The organism is Leisingera sp. ANG-DT, assembly GCF_000813785.1.
Taxonomy (GTDB): domain Bacteria; phylum Pseudomonadota; class Alphaproteobacteria; order Rhodobacterales; family Rhodobacteraceae; genus Leisingera.
In genome coordinates, this window is record NZ_JWLE01000009.1 from 58713 (window position 1) to 83109 (window position 24397).

The 24397-nt window shown below is 62.8% G+C and carries 20 protein-coding genes; 12 read left to right on the forward strand and 8 right to left on the reverse strand.

Going from position 1 to position 24397, the window contains the following annotated elements; genetic code table 11:
* Positions 1-115 precede the first annotated feature (115 nt).
* Together dnaE and RA21_RS22610 are read left to right on the forward strand one after the other, a co-directional pair.
* The gene (gene dnaE, locus RA21_RS10525) at positions 116-3628 is read left to right on the forward strand and encodes a DNA polymerase III subunit alpha (RefSeq protein WP_039148601.1); all 3513 of its coding nucleotides are present in this window, start codon (positions 116-118) and stop codon (positions 3626-3628) included.
* A gap of 37 nt (positions 3629-3665) precedes the next feature.
* Positions 3666-4181 (forward strand): hypothetical protein, encoded by a 516-nt coding sequence (locus RA21_RS22610; RefSeq protein WP_152610530.1) that lies wholly within the window; start codon positions 3666-3668, stop codon positions 4179-4181.
* A gap of 192 nt (positions 4182-4373) precedes the next feature.
* On the opposite strand, the gene RA21_RS10530 is transcribed toward RA21_RS22610, so the two are convergent.
* Positions 4374-4997, reverse strand: coding sequence for a hypothetical protein (locus RA21_RS10530; RefSeq protein WP_039148604.1), 624 nt, complete (start codon positions 4995-4997; stop codon positions 4374-4376).
* A gap of 98 nt (positions 4998-5095) precedes the next feature.
* Positions 5096-5290, reverse strand: coding sequence for a SlyX family protein (locus tag RA21_RS10535; RefSeq protein WP_019294798.1), 195 nt, complete (start codon positions 5288-5290; stop codon positions 5096-5098).
* Between the two features lie 197 nt (positions 5291-5487).
* Between RA21_RS10535 and hisS the strand changes: the two genes are divergently transcribed.
* Genes hisS through hisG form a run of 3 tightly spaced genes read left to right on the forward strand, consistent with a single transcriptional unit; the run spans position 5488 to position 8761 of the window.
* The gene (gene hisS / locus RA21_RS10540; RefSeq protein WP_039148607.1) at positions 5488-6975 is read left to right on the forward strand and encodes a histidine--tRNA ligase; all 1488 of its coding nucleotides are present in this window, start codon (positions 5488-5490) and stop codon (positions 6973-6975) included.
* A gap of 2 nt (positions 6976-6977) precedes the next feature.
* Entirely contained in the window at positions 6978-8066 is a 1089-nt protein-coding gene (locus RA21_RS10545; protein WP_039148610.1) for an ATP phosphoribosyltransferase regulatory subunit, read from the forward strand.
* Complete coding sequence (hisG, locus tag RA21_RS10550) at positions 8063-8761, forward strand: ATP phosphoribosyltransferase (protein ID WP_039148613.1); 699 nt, start codon at positions 8063-8065, stop codon at positions 8759-8761. Before RA21_RS10545 ends, hisG begins: the two co-directional genes overlap by 4 nt.
* Before the next feature lie 207 nt (positions 8762-8968).
* Here the strand turns inward: hisG and RA21_RS10555 are convergent, their stop codons facing one another.
* Positions 8969-9400: a DUF1489 family protein gene (locus RA21_RS10555; RefSeq protein WP_019294802.1), complete on the reverse strand. Its 432-nt coding sequence runs from the start codon at positions 9398-9400 to the stop codon at positions 8969-8971.
* Positions 9401-9594: 194 nt separating this feature from the next.
* Between RA21_RS10555 and RA21_RS10560 the strand changes: the two genes are divergently transcribed.
* Entirely contained in the window at positions 9595-11892 is a 2298-nt protein-coding gene (locus RA21_RS10560; RefSeq protein ID WP_039148616.1) for an adenosylcobalamin-dependent ribonucleoside-diphosphate reductase, read from the forward strand.
* 374 nt (positions 11893-12266) lie between these two features.
* On the opposite strand, the gene RA21_RS10565 is transcribed toward RA21_RS10560, so the two are convergent.
* Genes RA21_RS10565 through RA21_RS10580 form a run of 4 tightly spaced genes read right to left on the reverse strand, consistent with a single transcriptional unit; the run spans position 12267 to position 16480 of the window.
* Positions 12267-13049, reverse strand: a complete 783-nt coding sequence (locus RA21_RS10565; protein ID WP_039148619.1) for an arginine deiminase family protein — start codon at positions 13047-13049, stop codon at positions 12267-12269.
* Between the two features lie 4 nt (positions 13050-13053).
* Complete coding sequence (locus RA21_RS10570; protein ID WP_152610531.1) at positions 13054-14658, reverse strand: 5-guanidino-2-oxopentanoate decarboxylase; 1605 nt, start codon at positions 14656-14658, stop codon at positions 13054-13056.
* Positions 14655-15839, reverse strand: coding sequence for a pyridoxal phosphate-dependent aminotransferase (locus tag RA21_RS10575; protein ID WP_039148622.1), 1185 nt, complete (start codon positions 15837-15839; stop codon positions 14655-14657). Before RA21_RS10575 ends, RA21_RS10570 begins: the two co-directional genes overlap by 4 nt.
* Positions 15839-16480, reverse strand: a complete 642-nt coding sequence (locus RA21_RS10580; RefSeq protein ID WP_039148686.1) for a TetR/AcrR family transcriptional regulator — start codon at positions 16478-16480, stop codon at positions 15839-15841. Before RA21_RS10580 ends, RA21_RS10575 begins: the two co-directional genes overlap by 1 nt.
* A gap of 97 nt (positions 16481-16577) precedes the next feature.
* Here RA21_RS10580 and RA21_RS10585 point away from each other — a divergent pair, with 97 nt between their 5' ends.
* The 4 genes from RA21_RS10585 to RA21_RS10600 are packed head-to-tail and all read left to right on the forward strand — an operon-like array spanning position 16578 to position 19693.
* Positions 16578-17375 carry an ABC transporter ATP-binding protein gene (locus RA21_RS10585; RefSeq protein WP_039148624.1) on the forward strand — a complete coding sequence of 266 codons (798 nt, stop codon included), beginning with the start codon at positions 16578-16580 and terminating at the stop codon, positions 17373-17375.
* 39 nt (positions 17376-17414) lie between these two features.
* Entirely contained in the window at positions 17415-18179 is a 765-nt protein-coding gene (locus RA21_RS10590; RefSeq protein ID WP_039148627.1) for a transporter substrate-binding domain-containing protein, read from the forward strand.
* Positions 18180-18188: 9 nt separating this feature from the next.
* Entirely contained in the window at positions 18189-18935 is a 747-nt protein-coding gene (locus RA21_RS10595) for an ABC transporter permease (protein WP_039148630.1), read from the forward strand.
* Entirely contained in the window at positions 18932-19693 is a 762-nt protein-coding gene (locus tag RA21_RS10600) for an ABC transporter permease (protein WP_039148689.1), read from the forward strand. Before RA21_RS10595 ends, RA21_RS10600 begins: the two co-directional genes overlap by 4 nt.
* A gap of 72 nt (positions 19694-19765) precedes the next feature.
* Here the strand turns inward: RA21_RS10600 and RA21_RS22850 are convergent, their stop codons facing one another.
* Positions 19766-20107 (reverse strand): hypothetical protein, encoded by a 342-nt coding sequence (locus tag RA21_RS22850; RefSeq protein WP_156131911.1) that lies wholly within the window; start codon positions 20105-20107, stop codon positions 19766-19768.
* Positions 20108-20286: 179 nt separating this feature from the next.
* Here RA21_RS22850 and RA21_RS10610 point away from each other — a divergent pair, with 179 nt between their 5' ends.
* Both RA21_RS10610 and nosZ read left to right on the forward strand, forming a co-directional pair.
* Positions 20287-22476, forward strand: a complete 2190-nt coding sequence (locus RA21_RS10610) for a NosR/NirI family protein (RefSeq protein ID WP_039148636.1) — start codon at positions 20287-20289, stop codon at positions 22474-22476.
* 11 nt (positions 22477-22487) lie between these two features.
* The gene (gene nosZ, locus RA21_RS10615; protein WP_039148639.1) at positions 22488-24395 is read left to right on the forward strand and encodes a TAT-dependent nitrous-oxide reductase; all 1908 of its coding nucleotides are present in this window, start codon (positions 22488-22490) and stop codon (positions 24393-24395) included.
* Positions 24396-24397 lie beyond the last annotated feature (2 nt).

The following is a 24397-nucleotide window of genomic DNA, read 5'->3' on the forward strand; positions in this document are numbered from 1 at the left end:
CGAAAGAGTTTCAACAAAATGGATAAAATGCAGCGCCCACCACACCGGTTTTGGCGGGTGTTCAGTGCGCAGATCGCCCTTTCACCCCCGCGTGTCAATAAGATAGCGTGGCGGCATGACAAGCTCTCCCCGATTCATTCACCTGCGCACCCATACCGAATATTCGCTGCTGGAAGGCGCCGTGCGGCTGAAGAAGCTGCCGGACCTGTGCAAGAAGCATGAAATGCCCGCGATTGCGGTGACGGACACTAACAACCTGTTCTCGGCGCTGGAGTTTTCTGTGTCTGCCAGCGGTGCCGGGGTGCAGCCGATCATCGGCTGCCAGGTGGATCTGCGCTTCACCGAACCGGCCCCGGGCGAGCGGCCCAAGCCGCCCGCGCCGCTGGTGCTGCTGGCGCAGAGCGAGGCAGGCTACGAGCATCTGATGAAGCTGAACTCCTGCCTGTATCTGCGGCAGGGGGGAGAGCTGCCGCATGTGACGCTGGAGGAGCTTGAGGCGAATGCCGGTGATGTGATCTGCCTCAGCGGCGGGCCGGACGGGCCAGTGGGGCGGCTGCTGCAGATGGGGCAGCGGCCGGCAGCGGAAGCATTGATGCAGCGGCTGAAAGAAATTTTCCCGGACCGCCTGTATGTCGAGTTGCAGCGCCACCCGGGCGAGCACGGCCAGCCCGAGGCAGAGAAGCAGACAGAGCGCGGCCATGTGGAGATGGCCTATGCCATGGAGCTGCCGCTGGTCGCCACCAATGACGTCTATTTCCCCAGCACGGAGATGTTCGAGGCGCATGACGCGATGATCTGTATCGCCGAGGGCGCCTATGTCGATCAGGTGGAGCCGCGCCGGCGGCTTACCGCGCAGCATTACTTCAAGAGCCAGGAGGAGATGGTTGCGCTGTTTGCCGACCTGCCGGAGGCGATTGAAAACACGGTTGAAATCGCCAAGCGCTGCGCCTTCATGGCCTACCGGCGCGATCCGATCCTGCCGAAGTTCGCCGATGACGAGGTGGCGGAGCTGCGCCGCATCGCTAACGAAGGCCTGCAGCAGCGTCTTGCAGTGATCCCGCATGCTGTCAGCGTTGAGGAATACCAAGAACGGCTAGATTTCGAGCTGGGCATCATCGAAGGGATGGGGTTCCCGGGCTACTTCCTGATCGTTGCCGACTTTATCCAATGGGCCAAGGACCACGACATTCCGGTGGGTCCGGGGCGGGGCTCCGGTGCGGGCTCCCTGGTGGCCTATGCGCTGACCATCACGGACCTTGATCCGCTTCGCTACTCCCTTCTGTTCGAACGCTTCCTGAACCCGGAACGGGTCTCGATGCCGGACTTCGACATCGACTTCTGCATGGACCGCCGGGAAGAGGTGATCAAATACGTGCAGGAAAAGTACGGGCGCGACAAGGTGGGGCAGATCATCACCTTTGGCGCGCTTTTGTCCAAGGCGGCGGTGCGCGACATGGGGCGGGTCTTGCAGATGCCCTACGGCCAGGTGGACCGGCTGTCCAAGCTGATCCCGGTCGAAGGCGTGAAGCCGATGTCGATCGCCGACGCGCTGAAGGAAGAGCCGCGCCTCAGTGAGGAGGCCCGCAACGAGCCGGTGGTGGACCGGCTCTTGACCTACGGCCAGCAGGTGGAAGGCCTGCTGCGCTCTGCCGGCACCCACGCCGCAGGCGTGGTGATCGGGGATAGGCCGCTGGACGCGCTGGTGCCGCTTTACCGCGATCCGCGTTCCGACATGCCCGCAACCCAGTTCAACATGAAATGGGTGGAACAGGCCGGGCTGGTGAAGTTCGACTTCCTCGGCCTGAAGACCCTGACCGTCATTCAGAACGCGATGGACCTGATTTTCCAGTCGGGCCGCGACTTGCATATCGCCGAGGACGGTACCCGGCTTTATGAGCCGCCGGAGGGGGCGGAGAACCAGATCAACGCCATTCCGCTGGACGACACGGTCACTTATGACCTCTACTCGCGCGCCAAGACGGTGGCGGTGTTCCAGGTGGAATCCACCGGCATGATGGATGCGCTGAAGCGCATGAAACCCACCTGTATCGAGGACATCGTGGCGCTGGTGGCGCTCTACCGCCCGGGCCCGATGGAGAACATCCCGGTCTACTGCGAGGTGAAGAACGGTCAGCGCGAGATCACTTCGGTGCACCCGCTGATCGACCATATCCTGGAAGAGACCCAGGGCATCATCGTCTATCAGGAGCAGGTGATGCAGATCGCCCAGGTAATGGCGAACTATACCCTTGGCGGTGCGGACCTGCTGCGCCGGGCGATGGGTAAGAAGATCAAGGAGGCGATGGACGCCGAGCGCCCGAAATTCGAGAAGGGCGCGGCGGAAAACGGGGTCGACAAGAAGAAGGCGAGTGAGGTCTTCGACCTGCTGGAGAAATTCGCCAACTACGGCTTCAACAAATCACACGCCGCGGCCTATGCGGTGGTGTCCTATCAGACCGGCTGGCTGAAGGCGAACCACCCGGTGGAGTTCATGGCCGGCGTCATGAACTGCGATATCCATCTGACCGATAAGCTGGCGATTTATTTCGAGGAAGTGAAGAAGGGGCTGGGGCTGAAATACGTGCCACCCTGCATCAACCGCTCGCTGGCGACCTTCAACGTTGTGAAGGGTGAGCTGGTCTATGCGCTGGGCGCGCTTAAGAACGTCGGCCTCGACGTGATGCGGCTGGTGGCCGAGGCGCGCAAGGAGGGCGAGTACGAGAAGCCCTTTGTCAATGTCTACGATTTTGCCCGCCGGGTGAACCTGAAGAAGGTCGGCAAGCGGCCGCTGGAAATGCTGGCCCGCGCCGGTGCCTTTGACCAGCTGGACAGCAACCGCCGCCGGGTGTTTGAGAGCCTGGGCGCGTTGGTGGATTACTCTGCCGCGGTGCATGACCAGAGGAATTCCAGCCAGGTGTCGCTGTTCGGCGAGGCGGGTGAGGACCTGCCGGAGCCGCGGCTGCCCAATGTGCCGGACTGGCTGCCGGCCGAGCGTCTGTCTGAGGAATTCAAGGCGATCGGCTTCTACCTGTCAGGCCACCCGCTGGACGACTACATGCCCGCGCTGAAGCGTAAGAAGGTGATGACGCTGGATGAGGTGACGGCCAAGGCCGAGCGCGGCCCGTTCATGGCCAAGATGGGCGGCGTGGTGGCCGGGCGGCAGGAGCGTAAATCCGCCCGCGGCAACCGCTTTGCCTTTGCCCAGCTGTCGGACCCATCTGGCGCCTATGAGGTCACGCTATTTTCCGAGGTGCTGGAGAAGTCCCGCGAGTTTCTGGAAACCGGCGCCAAGGTGGTGATTACGGCTGAGGCGACGATGGAGAGCGACCAGCTGAAACTGCTGGTGCGCTCTGTCGGGCCGGTGGACAGCGCCATTGCCGACGCAGGGCGCAGTTCACTGCGGGTCTACCTGAGTGATGCTGCTGCTGTCGGCACCGTGGCGCAGGTGCTGGAGGACGCCAAGGCCGCGGCCCGCAATGCGTCCCGCGGCGAGGTCTATATGTACCTGCAGGACCCCGGATTGCCCGGCGACGTGGAGATGGATCTGGGCCAGCCCTTCCCGATCAACCCGCAGATCAAGGGCGCGCTGAAGTCGCTCGACGGGGTGATGGATGTCGAGGAGATTTGAGGGGGCAGGAAAGTACAAGCTAAAATTTGGAGTATTAATGCAGGACAATTTTGAACACGCAAGTAAGCTTTATGATCTGAATACTGAACACGCTAAGCGAGCTCACGATGTAAACAGGCAGACCAGCGCAGATTTTGGAAGGGCAGCTATTGAATCGGCCAACGTTGCAATTCGGGCCTTTATCTTGGTCAACGGTGGTGCCGTCGTCGCGCTGCTAGCATTTATTGGAGCTATAGAATCTAGTGACGCTGGCAGTTCTGCTAGTGTGGGAGAGTTAGTTAGACCGCTTCTGGCCTTCGCTCTTGGTGTAGGGTTTTCAGTCGTGACCGCAACGCTTGCCTACTTGGTGAATATGTTGGACCACGACATAACAAATTCAGTCAAGCTCACTTGGGAGCATCCCTATGTGGTGGATGATGGTAGTGCCAGCCGGCTTAGATGGTGGCGCAATCGACTGCATGTAGTTGCTATTCTTGTTGCTGTGGCATCACTAGCAGCGTTTTTTTGTGGTATCTTCTCTGTCGCTTCAGCGATCTCGAGCTTGGGGATCTAACACTTACTGGCCCGGAATAGTGGCGCGGAGCGCCCCGGGCCTGTGGCAGCCCGTTCGGGCGGGCTGGCGCAGTGGTGAGGTAAAGTGTTTCGTCGGAGAAGTTCTACGGATTTGGCCGGGATAAACTGCCCCGAAAACCCGTTGATGCGCCATCCCACGGGCTGCCGCAGGCCCGTTTGAGGCAGGCGTGGCTCAGGCCTCCTTGGGCACCGACAGCTTGGCGACGTCTTTCAACAGGCGGATGGCATCCTTCATTTCCAGCCGCAGGGTTTTGACCACTTTTTTCAGCATCCCCTTCACCTTCTTCACGCCGCCCAGGATCGTGGTCAGCTCCTTGATCCAGCCAAAGACGATCTGCAGCACTGAGGCAAAGCGGTTCAGGATCGACAGCGCGGTGTCGAGCACGCCGACCTGCTCCCATATCTCCTGCACCCAGCCCCAGACCTGGCGGAACATCTCGACGTATTTGCGGACCACGGTTTTCAGCACCCGGACCAGACGGGAACGGTCGGTGTTCTTGCGGATGGTATCAAGGATGCGCTGGCCCAGCTTGATCATGGTCTTCAGCATCTGCTCCACCCGGTCCAGCAGATTGAGCACCGTTTGCCCGGCAGAGGTGACCTGCGCGACTGCCTTCTTGCCGGCGGTCTTGGCGATGGACTTGGCCGCCGAGAGCATTTTCTTCATGAACTTGCGCAGGGGCATCAACAGCGAGCGGACGCGTTTCCAGACCTTCTTGAGGTAAAACAGCACGCGGGTGTGGAGCCTATCGATGCCTTTTTCGACGAATTCCACCGGGTCGTTGGATGGTGCCATGGCCGTGTCCCCCAATCACTTGTCACAGAATACACATGTGACAGCCTGCGCGGCGCGGGCGCTTGGATCAAGGGAAACCGTGGTTTTCGGGGCAGGCGTCAGTAATGCGGCGGGCGTTCGTCGGCGAAGACCACGCCACCGGTGCCTTCCTGCTCGCGGGTGGCTTCGCGCTGCATCAGCATGGCAACGCGGCGGGTCAGCACGTCGATCTCCTGCTGCTGGCGGGCGATCACGTCGCTCATCTCGTCCACGCTGCGGGTCAGATGGGCGATTTGCTCTTCCAGATGCTGCATGGCTCACACCTTTGATTGCGGATGCGCCTAGATAGGCGCTTTGGCGGGCTGCGTCCATCACCAAGCCGCGCGCATGTTCAAGATGAGAATTTCGGGTGAAAGGACGCAGGTGCTGGACCCTTCGCAGCCTTGCCGCGCGGGGCTGCTTCCGTTAGACCGCCACGCGAGTGAAACCGCTACCCGTGAGGAGGCCAAACATGGCCAAAGTGAAGAAACAGCCCCGCCCCAAGGCGCAGACGCCAAAGGGGTTCCGTGACTATTTCGGTGCGGAGGTGACCCAGCGCAGCGAGATGCTGCGGGCCATCGCGGGTGTGTATCATCATTACGGGTTCGAGGCGCTGGAAAGCTCGGCGGTGGAAACCGTTGAAGCTTTGGGAAAATTCCTGCCCGACGTGGACCGCCCGAACGAAGGCGTGTTTGCCTGGCAGGAGACCGAAGAGGACGGCAACGGCGACTGGATGGCGCTGCGTTATGACCTGACGGCGCCGCTGGCGCGGGTCTATGCCCAGCACCGCAACGACCTGCCGACACCTTACCGCCGCTATGCGATGGGGCCGGTCTGGCGCAACGAGAAGCCGGGGCCGGGCCGCTTCCGCCAGTTCTATCAGTGCGATGCGGATACTGTCGGCACGGCCTCGATGGCGGCGGATGCAGAGATTTGCGCGATGCTGTCCGACACGCTGGAAACCGTTGGCATTCCGCGCGGCGATTACCTGGTGCGGGTCAACAACCGCAAGGTTCTGAACGGCGTGCTGGAGGCGATGGGCCTGGGTGATGGCGATGCCAAGCGCGACGACGTGCTGCGCACCATCGACAAGTTCGACAAAGTGGGCGAGGCCGGCGTGCGCGAACTGCTGACTAAAGGCCGACTGGATGCTTCCGGCGCCTTCATCGACGGTGTGGGCCTGTCGGACGATCAGGCTGCGCCGGTGCTGGCGTTCCTGACATCCAAGGCGGCAGATGCGGCGGGCACCATCGCCAACTTGCGCGCTGCCGTGGGCGACAGCAAGGTCGGTCAGGACGGCATTGCCGAGCTCGAGCAGATCGGTGAGCTGCTGGCCGCGGGCGGCTACGGCAAGGACCGGATCGAGATTGACCCCTCGGTCGTGCGCGGGCTGGGCTATTACACCGGGCCGGTGTTCGAGGCGGAGCTGACCTTTGAGATCCTCGACGAGAAAGGCCGCAAGCGGCAGTTCGGCTCGGTCTCTGGTGGTGGCCGTTATGACGGGCTGGTCAAGCGCTTTACAGGGCAGGAAGTGCCTGCGGTGGGTGTCTCGGTCGGCGTTGACCGGCTGCTGGCGGCGCTGCATGCCAAGGGGCGTTTGAGCGCCGAGGCAACCGGCCCGGTTGTGGTCACAGTGATGGACCGCGACCGGATGGCGGATTATCAGGCGATGGTGGCAGAGCTGCGCAATGCGGGTATCCGGGCTGAGGTCTATCTGGGCAACCCCAAGAACTTCGGCAACCAGCTGAAGTACGCGGACAAGCGGAATTCTCCGGTCGCGGTGATTGAAGGCGGTGACGAGAAGGCCAATGGCGTGGTGCAGATCAAGGACCTGATCCTGGGCGCCAAGATCGCCGAAAGCGCGACGCTGGAAGAGTGGAAGGAACGCCCCAGCCAGTTCGAAGTGCCCCGCACCGAACTGGTCGCCAAGGTGCGCGAAATCCTGGACGGGCAGGGCTGATCATGACGCTTCGTTCCGACATACAGGCCCGCGCCGCCCAGCTGAGGGTCCGCTTTGAGGCCGCAGGGGCGCAGGTGGTGGACACACCGCTGCTGCAGCGGGCCGGCACGTTGCTGGATCTTTACGGTGAGGACATCCGGGCGCGTGCCTATGTGACCACTGACGCCTTGCGCGGCGAACAGATGCTGCGTCCCGACTTCACCGTGCCGGTGGTGGAGGCGCATATGCGCCATGGTGCCGAGCCTGCGCGCTATACCTATTCCGGCGAGGTGTTCCGGCGCCAGGAGATCGACCCGGACCGGCCCAACGAATACTTGCAGGTTGGCTATGAGGTGTTCGAGCGTGATGATGCCGCGGCGGCGGACGCGGAAGTATTTTCGCTGTTTGCGCTGCAGGTGCGCGGGCTGCCGCTGCGCGCAGCGACCGGTGACATCGGCATTCTGATGGCGGCGGTCGAAGGGCTGAACACCACCGAGAAGCGCAAGGCGGCGCTGATGCGCCATATCTGGCGGCCGCGCCGCTTCCGCTCCTTGCTGGACCGTTTTGCAGGCCGTAGCCCGGTGCCGGAAAGCCGCAGGAAGCTGTTGGAAACCGAGGGCGACCTGACCGGCTCTGCCGTGGAGATCGGCAAGCGCCGTGCGGCAGAGGTGCAGGCGCGGGTGGAGGCGTTGCGCGAGGATGCCAAGCATCCGCCAATAGCCGAAAACGAATTGCTGGCGCTGGAAGCGCTGATGGCGGTGCGGGAAACTGTGCCCTTTGCCACTGAGCAGATGCGCGACATCGCGGTGGATCTGCCGCAGATCAACCCGGCGCTGGACCGGCTGGATGCGCGCACGGCAGCGATGAAGGCGCGCGGTGTCGATGTGGACAACCTCGATTTCGAAGCTTCCTACGGGCGCACCTCGATGGAGTATTACGACGGGTTTGTCTTTGGCTTTTATGCAGAAGCACGCCCCGATCTGCCGCCGGTTGCCAGCGGCGGGCGTTATGATGCGCTGACCCGTCAGCTGGGGGAGGGCGAGGAGATCCCCGCAGTGGGTGGTGTGCTGCGCCCGGACCTGATGCTGCAGCTTGAGGAGGCGCGCAAATGACCCTGAAGCTGGGAGTGCCGTCCAAGGGGCGGCTGATGGAAAAGACCTTTGACTGGTTTGCCAAACGCGGCGTGACGCTGTCTCGCACCGGGTCGGACCGCGAATACGCGGGCGCGGTTGAAGGTGTGTCGAATATGGAGCTGGTGCTGCTGTCGGCGGGAGAAGTCCCGCGCGAACTGGCAGCGGGGCGGATCCATCTGGGCGTCACCGGCACCGATCTGGTGCAGGAGAAGCTGCCGCGGTTCGAGCAGCAGGTGGAGGATCTGGCGGAAATGGGCTTCGGCCATGCCGATCTGATCCTGGCGGTGCCGCAGTTCTGGATCGACGTGGACACCCTGGATGATCTGGACGCTGCCGCATCGGCGTTCCGCGCGGCGCATGGCCACCGGCTGCGGATCGCCACCAAATACCACCGGCTGGTGCGGGAGTTCCTGACCGACGCCGGAGTGGCGGATTACCAGCTGGTCGACAGCCAGGGCGCGACCGAAGGCACGGTGAAGAACGAGACCGCCGAGATGGTGGCCGACATCACCTCCACCGGCGAGACGCTGCGGGCCAATCACCTGAAGCTGCTGAACGACGGTCTGGTGCTGAAGTCGCAGGCCACCCTGTGGCGCAGCCGGGTGGCGAAGTACGGCAACGATGAGAAAGCGGCGCTGAACACGCTGCTGGACCTGCTGGAACACCGCAGATAAGCGCTGCTGCCCGCGCGTCCGCGCGGGCCATGCCCAACGCCTTCAAGGCATCTATGGATGCCTGAAAAGGGGGCGGGAGGGTTTCTACTTGGTTCTGGAAGCTCCCGCCCGTTGCTGGAAACTTCACAGATGTTTCCGCCTCGGTTGGGCCGTGCGCCGGGCTGACGCCCGGCGCTGGCGAGGCTGCCGCGGGGGGAGCGGATTGCCTCAGATAACCCCGATTTCCGCCAGTGCCTGGGAAAGTTCCAGCGGCAACGGCTCCTCCTGTTTTTTACCTGCGGGCAGGTCGGCAGGGGAGTCTTCAGCCTTCAGGTAGCGCCAGCCCTGGAACGGGCGTTTCGGCGCCGTGTGGGTGCGCTGCAGCTCCGGGTCCAGGATGATGGCGCAGCGGCGGATGCCGTCTTCGCCGATGACCTCATCCAGCCGCAGGATGCGCTGGCGGCACTGGATCAGCCCCTTGATCACCCAGTAGATCGAGCCGCCGTTCAGGATCTCGGCCTCGCGCTTGGGCCACATGCGGGTGACGTGGCGGGGCAGGCCCTCCGGCAGTTCCGCACGGCGCATTTCCTGCCAGGCCATCAGGCTGTCAACGCTTTCGGTGCCGACCGAAAGCTTCACAAGATTCACGCGCTTATCCACAGGTTCCCCACAGAGTCGTCCAGAGCTTTGACAGTATATAGTAGTTTACGGATCACCGACTTCAAGGTATTGTGTTTCTCCACGCTATTGCTGCAAGTAAGCCTTAACAAAAAATGGATTCGCCACGGTGCCCGGAAAGAGCTGCCGCAGCGGAGCCGTTTTCATGAAGCCCGAACGAGCCGAAGGACCGACACATGAGCCGCTTTGCCGCCCCCATCGCCGAGCAGATCTGGGATATGAAATACCGTTTCAAGCAGGCCGATGGCGCGCCGATCGACGTGACTGTCGAGGATACATGGCGGCGCATCGCGCGCGACCTGGCGCGGGCGGAGAAGAAGCCGGACGTGTGGGAAGAGAAGTTCTATGGCGCGCTGGAGGACTTCAAATACCTGCCCGCAGGCCGCATCACCGCAGGCGCCGGCACCGCGCGCCAGGTGACCCTGTTCAACTGCTTTGTGATGGGCACGGTGCCGGACAGCATGTCGGGCATCTTCGACATGCTGAAAGAGGCGGCGCTGACCATGCAGCAGGGTGGCGGCATCGGCTATGACTTCTCCACCATCCGGCCGCGCGGTGCCGATGTAAAAGGCGTAGCGGCGGATGCCTCCGGCCCGCTGTCGTTCATGGATGTGTGGGACGCGATGTGCCGCACCATCATGTCCGCAGGTTCCCGCCGTGGCGCGATGATGGCAACGATGCGCTGCGACCACCCGGATATCGAGGCCTTCATCACTGCCAAATCCGACTCGGCCCGCCTGCGCATGTTCAACATGTCGGTGCTGGTCACAGATGACTTCATGGATGCGGTGAAATCCGACGGCTCCTGGGAGCTGCAGTTCGACGGCAAGGTCTATCACACCGTCGAGGCGCGCGACCTGTGGAACAAGATCATGCAGGCGACCTATGACTATGCCGAACCGGGCGTGATCTTCATCGACCGCATCAACAAGGCCAACAACCTCAACTACATCGAGAATATCTGCGCCACCAACCCCTGCGGCGAGCAGCCGCTGCCGCCCTATGGCGCCTGCCTGCTGGGTTCGATCAACATGGCGCGGCTGGTGGCCAGCCCGTTTGAGAAAGACGCCCATCTGGACCAGGCCGCAATGCAGGAACTGGTCGCCACCGCAGTGCGGATGATGGACAACGTGGTCGACGTCTCCAAGTTTCCGCTGGAGGCGCAGGCGCAGGAAGCGAAGAACAAGCGCCGGATCGGCCTGGGCGTGACCGGCCTCGCCGATGCGCTGCTGATGCTTGGGCTGGAATACGGCTCCGACGAGGCGGCGCGCCAGACCGACGAATGGCTGCACGCGATCGCACGCGCCGCCTATCTGGCGTCGGTGGACCTTGCCAAGGAAAAAGGCGCCTTCCCGCTGTTCGACGCCGACAAGTACCTGAACTCCGGCAACATGCTGAACATGGACGAAGACGTGCGCGACGCCATCCGCGAACACGGCATCCGCAACGCGCTGCTGACTTCCATCGCGCCGACCGGGACCATTTCGCTTTATGCGGGCAACGTGTCCTCGGGCATTGAGCCGGTCTTCGCCTATGCCTATACCCGAAAGGTGCTGCAGAAGGACGGCAGCCGCACCGAGGAGGAAGTGGTCGACTACGCAGTGCAGATGTACCGTGAGAAGTTTGGCGCGGACGCCAAGCTGCCGGACTATTTCGTGAACGCCCAGACGTTGAGCCCGGCGGCCCATGTCAAGATGCAGGCGGCGGCGCAGAAGTGGATCGACTCGTCGATCTCCAAGACCATCAACTGTCCGGAAGACATCTCCTTTGACGACTTCAAGGACGTCTACATGCAGGCCTGGGATCAGGGCTGCAAAGGCTGCACCACCTACCGCCCGAACGACGTGACCGGCTCGGTCCTGTCGGTGAGCGAGAGCGCCGACACCGCTCCGGGCGAGACCGCGCAGGCGCCGCATGAAAGCGGTTTGGGTGAAGACGGGGCCGAAGTGGTTTACATGTCCGAACCGCTGGACCGCCCGCAGAGCCTTGAGGGCCATACCTACAAGCTGAAGTGGCCGGACAGCGAGCACGCGATCTACCTCACCATCAACGACATCATCATCAACGGCCACCGCCGCCCGTTCGAAGTGTTCATCAACTCCAAGAACATGGAGCATTACGCCTGGACGCTGGCGCTGACCCGGATGATCTCAGCCGTGTTCCGCCGCGGCGGGGACGTGTCCTTTGTCGTCGAAGAGCTGAAGGCGGTGTTCGACCCGCGCGGCGGCGCCTGGGTGCAGGGCAAGTACATTCCCTCGATCCTGGCGGCGATCGGCGGTGTGATCGAGACCCATATGGTAAAAACCGGTTTCCTGGAAGGTGAGGGCATGGGCCTGAAGTCCGACCCGCAGGCGCAGGTGGTGAACCTGAACCAGCCCCGCGGCAAAGCCTGCCCGAGCTGCGGCCAGTTCGATATGCAGATGGTCGAAGGTTGCATGACCTGCCGCAGCTGCGGTCATTCGAAATGCGGGTGAGCGGGCTTTGTCCTGTTTTCGGACACACCGTGCCTTTTCCGGATTCCACAATTTCGGTTTTCCAGCCTGAAAAATGAACCATAAAAATAAGGGCGGAGCACAATGCTCCGCCCTCATTCGTTCTTACACTGGCCTTGTTGTTAGCTATTGGTGCGCGCGGTATTCCCGCGGCTCTTCTTGATGGTGCCTTCGGATCTCGTCTGCAAAGCAAGTCGATGGCGCCGGGCAATACAAGGCTTTCTAACGTCTGGTTCTGTCGCTTGGCGAGTGCGGCGCCGCTTCAGACTCCGGCTTGGCTGAAGGGCGAAGCCACCGCCAGCCTAGCCGGATGGAGCTCCACGCCGCCTCGGAGCGTTTGCGTGGCGCGGGCGGGATCAGAACCGCAGCGACAGGCAGGACATGCCGCCGTCCAGCTTGGCGCAGTCGGTGTTGTCGATCTCGACGATCTCATATCCGGCCTTGTCCAGAACTTCTGCCGTGCGCGGGAAGCCTGCGGCCATCAGCACCAGGTTGTTGAAACGGATGGCGTTGGCGGCGGCTTCCTCACCTTCGGCCACATGCAGCACCCGGTAGCCTTCGAAACAGCCGGAGGCGTCGAGGCGCTTGGTCGACAGAATGGTCTCGGCGTCCATCAGCGAGCAATCGGTCTTGAAGTGCAGAACGCCTTCTGGAGTGAACACCTCGCGCAAGGCATGGCCCCATTCGGCGGTGATTTCAGCAAGCTCGGCAACGCCTTCCGCGTCGGTCCGGTCGGACCGGCCGACCAGGATCTCCTTGCCGGTCACCAGAATGTCGCCGCCTTCGATGTGGCCGGGTCCAGTGATTTCGCGGACATCATCGTAGCAAGCGCGCAGGGTGGGGGCCATTTCCGCCACCTCACCCAGCCGCGACGGCGCGCCGGGACGCATCAGGATCGCGCCCTGCGGCAAGCAGAGGGCAGTGTCCTCGACAAACTGGGCGTCGGGGAAGGCCTCCAGCGGGTCCAGTTCGATCACCTCGGCGCCGGTGCTCCGCAGAGCGGTGACATAGGCAGTGTGGGCGGCCAGCATGCTGTCGAGGCTTGGATTGCCGGTATCTTCGGCACGCAGGCCTGCAGCGATGGTAGAGGCGGGGCGGCGGGTGATGGCGCGGGTGAACTCAAAGGTTGGGTTTCGCATGAGGTTACTCCTGTCCCGGAACGGGTCCGGGGATGTCGATTTCGAGGATGGAGGGGGTGCCGCGTGCGGCGCATTCCTGAAGAGCAACGGCAACGGTCTGCGGGGTCATGGGAACACGGCTGAACGGAATCCCGAAAGACTGCGCTGTGGCTGCGAAATCCGGCGGGGTGGGGTCGCAGCCGACAACCGCAACGTCCACGGCTTTCATTGAGGAGGCGATCTCTCCATAGCCGCGATTGTTCCAGATCACGAAGGTAATGGGCAGGCCTTCATCCACCGCGGCCATGATCTCAGGCAGCGAGAACTGGGCGCCGCCGTCGCCGGCGATGCAGATCACATGCGCAGATGGATCGGCAATCGAGGCGCCGATGGCGGCGGGAATGCCATAGCCAAGCGCGCCATAGCCGGTGGCAGCATTGAACCAGCCGCCTGGGCGGTCGTGGTCGTAGGAGAGGTTGCCGGCATAGATCGGTTGGGTGGAATCGCCCACCATCAGGGCATTGGGCACCGTGTCACGCATGGCGTTCAGCACTTCCACTTGCCGGCGGTAGTCCGGGCCGATCTCTTCCAGCGCGGCGGCGCGTGTGTGTTCGGCACGGGCCGCGCCTTCGCTGTGCTTTGCTGTGCCGGGCAGCGCATCAAGCAGCGCGGCGATGGCCGCATCAGCTTTGCTCTGGATGGCAAGTTCAGCCTCGTGACGGGCCAGTTGCGCGGCGCAGATATCGACCCGGATCAGCCCGTCCATGGCGGCCATGCTGCCGGTGGCATACATGTCATAGTCGGTCGGCCCAAGTTCGGTTCCCAGCGCCAGCACGCAATCGGCGTCTTCGATCAGCTCCCGGACCACTTGCAGGCTGGGGCTGGCCGGAACGGTCAGCGGGTGGCCGTGCATCAGTCCGCGGGCGTTGACGGTTTGCACCACAGGCGCGTCGAGGCGTTCGGCCAGGGCCTGCAAGTATTGGTCTGCGGTTTTGGCGCCGCCGCCGGTCAGGATCACAACTTTGCCTGCTGCGCTCAGCCGCTTCGCGGCATCGGCGATCTTGGCCGGATTCGGCGCCGTCTGCGCTTCGGCGGGCTTGGAAATGCCGTTTAGCGACGTGGCACCTGCCACGTCCAGCGGCACCTGGATGTGCGTGGGCCCGGGGCGGCCAATTGCAAAGGGCGCGAAGGCGTGATCCAGGGCGGGCTCCAGCTCTTCGGGCCGGGCGACATGTTCTGAGGTCAGCGCCACGGTCTTGGCTAGTGCGTGCTGGTCGGGCAATTCGTGCAGGTGGCCGAGCCCCTTGCCCAGGGTTGCGCTGTCGTTGACGCCGGACACCACCAGCAGGGGGACTGAATCTGCGCGGGCCTGGGCCATCGGAGTCAGCGTGTTAGTGAGGCCAGGGCCGGTGATGACAAAGGCCACCCCCGGCTGTCCGGACACCCGGGCATAGCCATCGGCCATGAAGCCCGCGCCCTGTTCGTGGCGGGGGGTGATATGGCGGATGCCAGAGGCGGCCAGGCCGCGGTACAGCTCCACCGTGTGGACGCCTGGGATGCCGAACACGCAATTCACGCCGCGTGCTTTCAGCCCGTCAACCAGGGCTTCACCAACTGTTTTCACGGTCATGCGGCACCTCTTGCACAGCGGTTTGCGTGGGCGGTGATCCGGTCGAGCGCGGTGGCAAAGCTTTCGTCATCAATCGTCAGGGCAACGCGGACCCAATCACGCAAGCTCTCGCCAAAGGCGGAGCCGGGCATGACAGCGACGCCGCCATCCAGAAGGCTCCAGGCATAGGCGTCGCCGTCCATACCGGTAGCGGAGACGTCGATCAGCGCGAACATGCCGGCCTCGGGGTGGTGGACGCGCAGCCGGGTTTCGGCGTGCAGGCGTTGTTCCAGCAGTGCGGCGCGGGCAGCGAATCGGGCGGTCATGCCTGCGGCGACAGAGGAGCCTTCGCGCACTGCCTTTTCTGTCATGTCGGCGATGAAGGGCTGGTTGCCGAACAGCATGGTTTCCGAAACCGGCAGCAGGGCGGAGCAGAAGGCCTCTGGCCCGGCGCACCAGCCGCTGCGGAAACCCGGTGCAGCGTGGGACTTAGAGATCGAGGAGACTGCAATCACCCGCTCCGCCAGTGCCGGGTCGGAGAGGGGTGAGGCAAATTCAGCACCCTCAAACACCAAGTGCTCATAAACCTCGTCGGAGATGATCCAGAGGTCGTGTTTCATTGCCAGCTCGCCGATTTCGCGCAGGTCCTGCGGTGTCAGAATGGCCCCGGTCGGGTTGTGCGGCGTCGTCAGCAGGATGGCGCGGCTGCGGGGAGTGATGCGGGCAGCGATGTCGCTGGCCTGCATCCGGAACCCGGCCTCGGGCCGCAGCGGCACCGGCACCATGTCCGCACCGGATGCGCGGATCACACCCTCATAGGTGGCATACATAGGGTCGCCCACCAGCACTTCGGTGCCGGTCTCGGCCACGCCTTGCAGCACGGCATAAAGCGCGGTTTGGGTGCCGGGGAAGCAGAGGATGTTTTCCGGCCCGAATTCCCGCCCGCGGCTGTCGGAATAAGCCTCGGCCAAGGTGGCGCGCAGATGCGCCTCGCCGCGGCCGTCGGAATAGCCGGTGCGGCCTGCGTGCATCGACTGCGCGGCGGCCTCAACCAGTTCGGGCGGGGTTGGCACGTCCGGTTCGCCGATGGTCATTTCCACCAGGTTGGCACCTGTTGCAGCCAATTGCCGTGCCCGTGCGTGCACTTCCCATTTGCCGCCGCCAAGCCCGGCCAGCCGTTCGGTGATTGCTGTCAGCTTCATCAGGTTTCAGCCTCCTGCTCCAAATCCAATCCAGTGATGGCGGCAACCGATTGCCGTCCTATTTCAACAAGTTCGCCTTGCGCAAAGGCATCCGGCAGGGCGCCGCCCTCCAGCCACAGGCCGTCGATCACCGCGTTGCAGGCAATCGCGAGCTGGCGCAGCCGGGCCGCCGGGGCGGGGCGCCCGGCCTCTTCCAGCGCGGCGGCGATCAGGACCTCGAGCCGGTCGCGGAAGTAGGCGTAGGTGCGCTGGTGGGTTTCCTTCATCTGCGGATCGTTCTGCACCTTGTTGAGGAAGCTGGCCCAGAGCGCCAGCGCACGCGGATCAACCACCGGCGGCGTCAGCGAGCCATCGACAAAGGCCCTGAGCCGCGCCCGGGCGCTGCCTGCCGCCGCACCGGGGGCGAAGGTCAGGTCCGTCATCTGGTTCATATGGTGTTCATAGGCCGAGATGATCAGCTCTTCCTTGGAGCTGAAGTAATGCCGGATCAGACCCTGGGTGACGTCGGCGCGCTGGGCGATGCCCCGCACCGTGGCGCCGCGCACACCGTTCTCCGCCACCAGCTCCAGCGTGGCGAGAATCAGCGCTTCCTTCCGGGCTTCGGCGGATTCGCGTTTGAATTTGCGGCGCTCGTCGGTCACCTCAGCTCCTGTTTTTGTGCTGGCGGAGAAATTATACACTTGCATAATTACGCGAGTCGCGGCTTACTGCAATCGGAAAATTCGGGAAGACGCAAAGATGGACACAGCCGCAGCAGCCGCATCCTCACCGGAGACAGACACGCGCCGGGAGGCAATCCGGGTCGAGGACCTGCACAAGTCGTTCGGAAATCTGGAAGTGCTGAAGGGCGTTGATCTGACCGCGCAACAGGGCGATGTGGTGGCCATCATCGGCGGCTCCGGCTCCGGCAAATCCACCATGCTGCGCTGCATCAATTTCCTGGAGACGCCAAGCTCCGGCAAGATCGTGATCGGCGGCGAGGAAGTGGCGATGCGCGGCGACGGCAGCCCGGCCAATCAGAAACAGATTGAACGCATCCGGACCAAGCTGGCGATGGTGTTCCAGCAGTTCAACCTGTGGACCCATCGGACACTGCTGGAAAACGTGATCGAGGTGCCGGTGCATGTGCTGAAGGTGCCCAAGGCCGAGGCTATCGCGCGGGCGCACGAGCTGCTGAACCGGGTGGGGCTGGGCGGCAAGGAGGACACCTATCCTGCCTATCTGTCCGGCGGTCAGCAGCAGAGGGCGGCGATTGCCCGGGCGCTGGCGGTGGACCCGTCGGCGATGCTGTTTGACGAACCGACCTCGGCGCTGGACCCGGAACTGGTGGGCGAGGTGCTGACGGTGATCCGCGACCTGGCCGCCGAGGGGCGTACCATGCTGCTGGTCACCCATGAAATGAAATTCGCGCGCGAAGTCGCAAACCACGTTGTCTATCTGTACCAGGGCCGCATCGAAGAGCAGGGGCCGCCTGCCGAGGTCTTTGGCAATCCGCAATCAGACCGGCTGAAGCAATTTCTAAGCTCGGTCGCCTGATCCACTACCACCAAAATAAAAACCAACTGGGAGAATAATATGAAACTGAAAGCATTGCTTGCCACTGCCACTGCGGCTGCCGCTCTGTCCGCCGGTGCCGCGGCTGCGGAACAGGTGAAAATTGGTATCGCTGCGGAACCTTATCCGCCGTTTGCCTCGCTTGACAGCTCCGGCAACTGGGTCGGCTGGGAGGTCGAGGTGATCGGTGCGGTCTGTGCCGCGGCGGAACTGGACTGCGTGATCACGCCGGTGGCCTGGGACGGCATCATTCCGTCGCTGACCGGCCAGCAGATCGACGCCATCATGGCCTCCATGTCGATTACCGAGGAGCGGATGAAAACCATTGATTTCTCCGACCCTTATTACAACACCCCTGCGGTGATCGTGGCAGACAAGTCGATGGAGATCGATGCAACCCCGGAATCGCTGGCGGGCAAGATTGTTGGCATTCAGGCCTCGACCATCCACCAGGCCTATGCGCAGGAATACTTCAAGGATGCCGAGCTGAAGGTTTACCAGACACAGGATGAAGCCAACCAGGATCTGTTTGCGGGCCGCATCGACGCGACCCAGGCGGACAGCATCGCGATGGCGGATTTCGTTGGCTCGGACACCGGCAGTTGCTGCGAGATCAAGGGCGCGGTTGCGGATGACCCGGCGATCCTGGGCCGCGGTGTCGGTGCGGGCGTGCGCAAGGGTGACGACGAACTGCGCGAGGCGCTGAACAAGGGCATCGCGGCGATCCTGGCCGACGGCACCCACGAGAAGATCACCGCCAAATACTTCACCACCAGCATCTACTAAGGTGCTGCCGTGACCGGACTGTTCGAACTACTGGGCCTCGGCGCCAGCGCAGAGCTGCTGTCGCTGTCGGGCTGGGGAGGCAACCTGTTGCGCGGGCTTGCCAACTCCCTGCAGATCGCCTTTGGCGCTTTTGGGCTGGGGCTGGTGATCGGGCTGTTCGGGGCCTATGGCAAACTCTACGGCGGGAAGGTCACGCGTGATCTTCTCGCCATCTACACCACGGTGATCCGGGCGGTGCCGGAACTGGTGCTGATCCTGATCCTCTATTACGTGGGCAGCGATATCATCAACAAGATCTCTGAAGGTCTGGGCGGCGGCCGGGTTGAGATCAACGGCGTTGCGGCCGGGATCTGGGTCTTGGGCGTGGTGCAGGGGGCCTATGCCACTGAGGTTCTGCGCGGCGCCATCAAGGCGGTGCCGGTGGGCCAGATCGAGGCGGCGAAATCCTATGGCATGCCCGCCTTCATGATCATGTGGCGGGTGACGATCCCGGCGATGATGAGTTTTGCGGTTCCGGGGCTGGCAAACCTTTGGCTGATTGCCACCAAGGACACCGCGCTGCTGGCAGTTGTTGGCTTCAATGAGCTGACGCTGGAAACCCGGCAGGCGGCGAGCAGCACGCGGGCCTATTTCACCTTCTTCCTGGCCGCCGGGTTCCTGTACCTGATGGTGACGCTGTGCTCCGGCGCGGTCTTTGCCCGGATTGAGAAATGGGCGCGGCGCGGCCAGCCCTCGCTGAAGGGGGGCGCGCGATGACCGGTTTGAAGGATCTGATGCAGCCGCACCGTATCGTGATGATGCTGGTCTTTGCGGCGCTGGTGATCTGGTGCGCCTTTGCGCTGCGCTGGGACTGGATCCCGAAATACGCGCCGCTGGCGCTGGAGGGGCTTTGGGCCACGATCTGGATCCTCGCGGTCTCTACTTTCCTGGGCTTCATGCTGGCGGTGCCGCTGGGGTTGGCGCAGGCGGTGGGACCCTGGTACCTGTCGATCCCTGCGCGCACCTTTTGCACCATCATCCGCGGCACGCCGCTGCTCTTGCAGATCTGGCTCTTGTATTACGGGTTGGGGTCGCTGTTCCCGCAGTTTCCCTGGATCCGCTCCTCTGAGCTGTGGCCCTACCTGCGGCAGGCCTGGCCTTATGCGGTGCTGGCACTGACCCTGTCCTATGCAGGCTATGAAGGCGAGGTGATGCGCGGCGCGTTTTCCGGCGTCGCCAAGGGGCAGCTGGAGGCTGCGAAGTCCTTTGGCATGCCGCGCTTCACCATGTTCCGCCGGATCTGGCTGCCGCAGGCAATCCGAAATGTGCTGCCGACTTTGGGCGGGGAAACCATCTTGCAGCTGAAGGCGACGCCGCTGGTGGCGACAATCACGGTGATGGAAATCTATGCGGTATCCTCGCGCGTGCGGGCCGATACTTTTATCGTCTATGAGCCGTTGTTGCTGCTGGCGCTGGTTTACATGGCCATCGCCGGGGTGATCGCGTTCGCTTTCCGCCGGTTTGAGAAAGGCTGAAAAGACGGGTGTTTAGCGCGTTTTCCGGACCGGATGATTTTGGTCCGGAAATTCTGATTTATCTGACATACATCAAATAACGGCACTAAAGTTCCCTCTAGTGTCAGCGGCGAATGCAGCAAGAGATTCTTGTAACAGATGCCGCGTACCGTCTTCATACCCTCCGTTTGCTGCGCCGGACTGTTCCGGCGGCTGGCGGGTATGTGCGCCATCTTCATGCTGGTTCTTCAAACCGCCTTTCCCGGCGCAGCTCAGGCTGCTGTCGGCGGTGAGTGGATCGAGATCTGCGGCGAGTTCGGTGTGGTTGAGATTCAGGTCGCTGCCGGAGACCGCGAAGACAACAAGTATTGCCCTAAGTGCAGCACTTGTGCCCTCTGCGCTGCTGAAACCGGGGCCGGGCCGGTATTCCTTCATGCATTCGGTGCCAGCCGGGTGGCAGGCCGCATAGTTTTGCTGCCTACGGGCGCTGCAGTGCCGCCGAACCCGGCGCAGTACTGGCATGATGGCCGCGGGCCTCCGCTGGTGAAAAAGATAGAATCCGAACGCGCCTTCCGCGCGTCCGTGGCTGCCACTCAAAACAAAGGAGAGGCGCCATGGTCCTGACACGCGCCTTCCGGGGCTGGCTGACAGCCCTTGTGATGACACTCACCGCTGTATGTGCGGTGACCGCTGAGGCAGACAGCCTCGACTCCTTCCTGACAGAACTGACACCCGCTGATCTGGTGCCCGGCGCCGAGGCATTTGGCCCGGTGCGCGCCGATGTGCCGGTGGCGCCAGTGCTGAAAGCGGGCGAAACGGTCGCCTATGCTTTCCTGACCTCAGATTTCGTCGGCACCACCGGCTATAGCGGCAAGCCGATCCACGTGGTGGCCGCGATTGATACCGATGCGGTGCTGACCGGCGTGAAACTGGTCAAGCACTCCGAGCCAATTGTGCTGATTGGCATTCCTAATTCCAAGATGGTCAAGCTGACCGAAAGCTATGCCGGGCTGGATCTAAAGGCCGAGGCGGCGGCGGGCGGCGATGCCCATGACCTCGACATCATTTCGGGCGCGACGGTCACGATCATGGTGATCGACGACAGCCTGGTGCGGGCTGGAATTAAAGTGGCCCGCGCGCTGGGGCTGGGCGGCCTGTCACCGGTGCAGGCCGACGGGCCGAAGCGCGAGGTTGATATGGCCCGCGAAGAAGTTTCGGACTGGACCACACTGGCAGGCGACGGCTCTGTTCGGCGGATGACGCTGGACGTGGGTCAGATCAACGCGGCCTTTGAGGCCACTGGCGATCAGCGCGCGATCAAGCGGCCGGAGCCGGGTGCCCCGGACGACACTTTCATCGACATGCACATGGCGCTGGTTTCCGTTCCCTCCGTCGGCAAGTCGCTGCTGGGAGAGGCGGAGTACCGGAACCTGAAATCCTGGCTGAAGGAAGGCGAGCACGCCATTCTGGTGCTGGGACGGGGCAGCTACAGCTTCAAAGGCTCGGGCTATGTGCGCGGGGGCATCTTCGACCGTATCCAGCTGATCCAGGGCGATGCCTCGGTGCGGTTCTTTGACAAGCAGCACAAGCGGCTGGGGGAACTGGCAACTGGTGACAGCCCCAGCTTTGCAGAGCTGGACCTGTTCAAGATCCCGGCAGATGCGGAGTTCGACCCGGCTGAACCCTTCCGCCTGCAATTGCTGGTGCAGCGGTCCGTGGGCGCGCTGGAGCGGACGTTTCTGACGTTTGATCTGGGCTACAAGCTGCCGGAACAATATCTGCTGCCTGCCGCGCCTGCGCCCAAAGTGGTGGAAGACGACACCGGTGAGGCGGCTGCGAAGGCCGCGCTTTGGCAGCGGATCTGGAAGGACCGGACGCTGGAAATCAGTGTGCTGGGTGTGATGCTGCTGGTGCTGACGGGGGTGTTTTTCTTCCAGTTCCAGGCCACTGTGAATGCGCGCACCTTCTACTGGTTCCGGATCGTATACCTGACTGTCACCCTGGTGTTCCTGGGCTGGTATGCCAATGCGCAGCTGAGCGTGGTGAACCTGATGGCGCTGGCTGGCTCCTTGCGCAGCGGCTTTTCCTGGGATGCCTTCCTTCTGGACCCGCTGGTCTTCATCCAGTGGTTTGCGGTGGCCGCTGCACTGCTGTTCTGGGGCCGCGGTGCATATTGCGGCTGGCTGTGCCCGTTCGGCGCGCTGCAGGAGCTGACCAACAAGATCGCCCGCGCCTTCAAGGTGCCGCAGATCACTCTGCCGTGGGGCCTGCATGAGCGCCTGTGGCCTGCGAAATACATGATCTTCCTCGGTCTGTTCGGCCTTTCGATGGTATCGATCCCGCTGGCCGAAACCTATGCCGAGGTGGAGCCGTTCAAGACCGCGATCATCCTGAAGTTCGTGCGCGACTGGCCGTTTGTTGTCTTTGCCTTGCTGCTGCTGCTGGCCGGGCTGTTCATCGAGCGTTTCTACTGCCGCTACCTGTGCCCGCTGGGCGCGGCGCTGGCGATCCCGGCGCGGGTGCGGATGTTCGACTGGCTGCGCCGCTACAAGGAATGCGGCAGCCCTTGCCAGACCTGTGCCAACGAGTGCCCCGTTCAGGCCATCCACCCGACCGGTGAGATCAATCCGAACGAATGTGTGAACTGCCTGCATTGCCAGGTTCTGTACCAATCCGAAGCCAAATGCCCGGTTGTGATCAAACAGCTGAAACGCCGGGCCAAGACCGGCAGCCCGGCCCCGGACGTCACTCTGGGCCGGCCGCCTGCCAATCACCCCAACGCGAACAGGACAAAAGTTTCCTGAAGGAGGACGTTATGTCTGAAGAACTGAAAAACAAACTGCCCGTCACCCGCCGCGGCCTTCTAGGGGCCACCGCCTCCGGTGCCGTTCTGGCGGCCACCGGTGCCGGCTCTGCGCTGCTGGGCGCAAAGCCTGCACAGGCTGCCGGTTTCGGCCTGGAGCCGGGCGAGCTGGACGAATACTACGGCTTCTGGTCTTCCGGCCAGACAGGCGAGCTGCGCATCATGGGTGTGCCGTCCATGCGCGAGCTGATGAGGGTGCCGGTGTTCAACCGCTGCTCTGCCACCGGTTGGGGCCAGACCAATGAATCGCTGAAGATCCTGACCGAAGGCCTGCTGCCGGAGACCAAGGAATTCCTGGCCGCCAACGGCAAAGTCACCTATGACAACGGCGACCTGCACCACCCGCATATGTCGTTCACCGACGGCACCTATGACGGCCGCTACCTGTTTATGAACGATAAGGCCAACACCCGCGTCGCCCGCGTACGCTGCGACGTGATGAAGTGCGACAAGATCATCGAGATCCCCAACGCCAAGGACATCCACGGCCTGCGTCCGCAGAAATTCCCGCGTACCGGCTATGTCTTTGCCAACGGCGAGCACGAGGCGCCGCTGATCAACGACGGCCAGATCCTGGATGATCCCTCGCAATACGTGAACATCTTCTCGGCCATCGACGGCGACAGCATGGAAGTCGCGTGGCAGGTGATTGTCTCGGGCAACCTGGACAACACCGACTGCGATTATCAGGGCAAATACGCCTTCTCGACCTCTTACAACTCGGAAATGGGCATGAACCTGGCCGAGATGACCGAGAGCGAGCTGGACCACGTTGTTGTCTTCAACATCAAGGCGATTGAAGAGGCAATTGCGGCAGGCGACTATCAGGAGCTGAACGGGGCCAAGGTTGTGGACGGGCGCAAGGAGTCCGGCAAGAACTTCACCCGCTACATTCCGATCCCGAACTCGCCGCACGGTGTGAACGCTGCACCCGACAAAAAGCACATCATGATCAACGGCAAGCTGTCGCCGACGGTTTCGGTCATTGATGTTGAGAAGGTCGATGCGCTGTTCAGCGACAACGCCGATCCGCGCTCTGCCATTGTGGCGGAACCGCAGCTGGGCCTTGGCCCGCTTCACACCGCCTTCGACAACCGCGGCTATGCCTACACCACCCTGTTCCTGGACAGCCAGGTGGTGAAATGGGACATCGCCAAGGCGATCGAGGCCTATGCCGGCGCCGATGTGGACCCGATTATGGACAAGGTTGATGTGCAGTACCAGCCGGGCCACAACTCGACTTCCATGGGTGAAACCGCCGAGGCAGACGGCAAGTGGCTGATCTCGATGAACAAGTTCTCCAAGGACCGGTTCCTGAACGTCGGCCCCCTGAAGCCCGAGAACGAGCAGCTGATCGACATCTCCGGCGACAAGATGAAGGTAGTGCACGATGGCCCGACCTTTGCCGAGCCGCATGACTCGATCCTTGTTCACCGTTCCAAGGTGAACCCGGCGAGCACCTGGCAGCGCAACGACCCAATGTGGGAAGACGCGCGCAAGCAGGCAGAGGCGGATGGCGTCGATCTGGACGACTATCAGGACACCATCATCCGCGACGGCGACAAGGTGCGGGTCTACATGTCGAGCCAGGCGCCGAACTTCAGCCTTGAGAAGTTCACCGTGAAGCAAGGCGATGAGGTCACTGTCTATGTCACCAACCTGGACGACATCGACGACCTGACCCACGGCTTCTGCCTCTCGAACTTCGGCATCGCTATGGAAGTCGGGCCGCTGGCAACTGCCTCTGTCACCTTCAAGGCGGAGCGTCCGGGCGTGCACTGGTACTACTGCCAGTGGTTCTGCCACGCGCTGCACATGGAAATGCGCGGCCGGATGCTGGTCGAGCCGCGGAGCGCGTAACC

Bases quoted from the DNA above. Each gene is read 5' to 3' on its own strand.
- RA21_RS10530 (WP_039148604.1), bottom strand. From the start codon at position 4,997: ATGGCACCATCCAACGACCCGGTGGAATTCGTCGAAAAAGGCATCGAT.
- dnaE (WP_039148601.1), top strand. From the start codon at position 116: ATGACAAGCTCTCCCCGATTCATTCACCTGCGCACCCATACCGAATAT.
- nosZ (WP_039148639.1), top strand. From the start codon at position 22,488: ATGTCTGAAGAACTGAAAAACAAACTGCCCGTCACCCGCCGCGGCCTT.
- RA21_RS10570 (WP_152610531.1), bottom strand. From the start codon at position 14,658: ATGACCGTGAAAACAGTTGGTGAAGCCCTGGTTGACGGGCTGAAAGCA.
- RA21_RS22610 (WP_152610530.1), top strand. From the start codon at position 3,666: ATGCAGGACAATTTTGAACACGCAAGTAAGCTTTATGATCTGAATACT.
- RA21_RS10585 (WP_039148624.1), top strand. From the start codon at position 16,578: ATGGACACAGCCGCAGCAGCCGCATCCTCACCGGAGACAGACACGCGC.
- RA21_RS10610 (WP_039148636.1), top strand. From the start codon at position 20,287: ATGGTCCTGACACGCGCCTTCCGGGGCTGGCTGACAGCCCTTGTGATG.
- RA21_RS10535 (WP_019294798.1), bottom strand. From the start codon at position 5,290: ATGCAGCATCTGGAAGAGCAAATCGCCCATCTGACCCGCAGCGTGGAC.
- RA21_RS10590 (WP_039148627.1), top strand. From the start codon at position 17,415: ATGAAACTGAAAGCATTGCTTGCCACTGCCACTGCGGCTGCCGCTCTG.
- hisG (WP_039148613.1), top strand. From the start codon at position 8,063: ATGACCCTGAAGCTGGGAGTGCCGTCCAAGGGGCGGCTGATGGAAAAG.
- RA21_RS10575 (WP_039148622.1), bottom strand. From the start codon at position 15,839: ATGAAGCTGACAGCAATCACCGAACGGCTGGCCGGGCTTGGCGGCGGC.
- RA21_RS22850 (WP_156131911.1), bottom strand. From the start codon at position 20,107: ATGAAGGAATACCGGCCCGGCCCCGGTTTCAGCAGCGCAGAGGGCACA.
- hisS (WP_039148607.1), top strand. From the start codon at position 5,488: ATGGCCAAAGTGAAGAAACAGCCCCGCCCCAAGGCGCAGACGCCAAAG.
- RA21_RS10600 (WP_039148689.1), top strand. From the start codon at position 18,932: ATGACCGGTTTGAAGGATCTGATGCAGCCGCACCGTATCGTGATGATG.
- RA21_RS10565 (WP_039148619.1), bottom strand. From the start codon at position 13,049: ATGCGAAACCCAACCTTTGAGTTCACCCGCGCCATCACCCGCCGCCCC.
- RA21_RS10560 (WP_039148616.1), top strand. From the start codon at position 9,595: ATGAGCCGCTTTGCCGCCCCCATCGCCGAGCAGATCTGGGATATGAAA.
- RA21_RS10545 (WP_039148610.1), top strand. From the start codon at position 6,978: ATGACGCTTCGTTCCGACATACAGGCCCGCGCCGCCCAGCTGAGGGTC.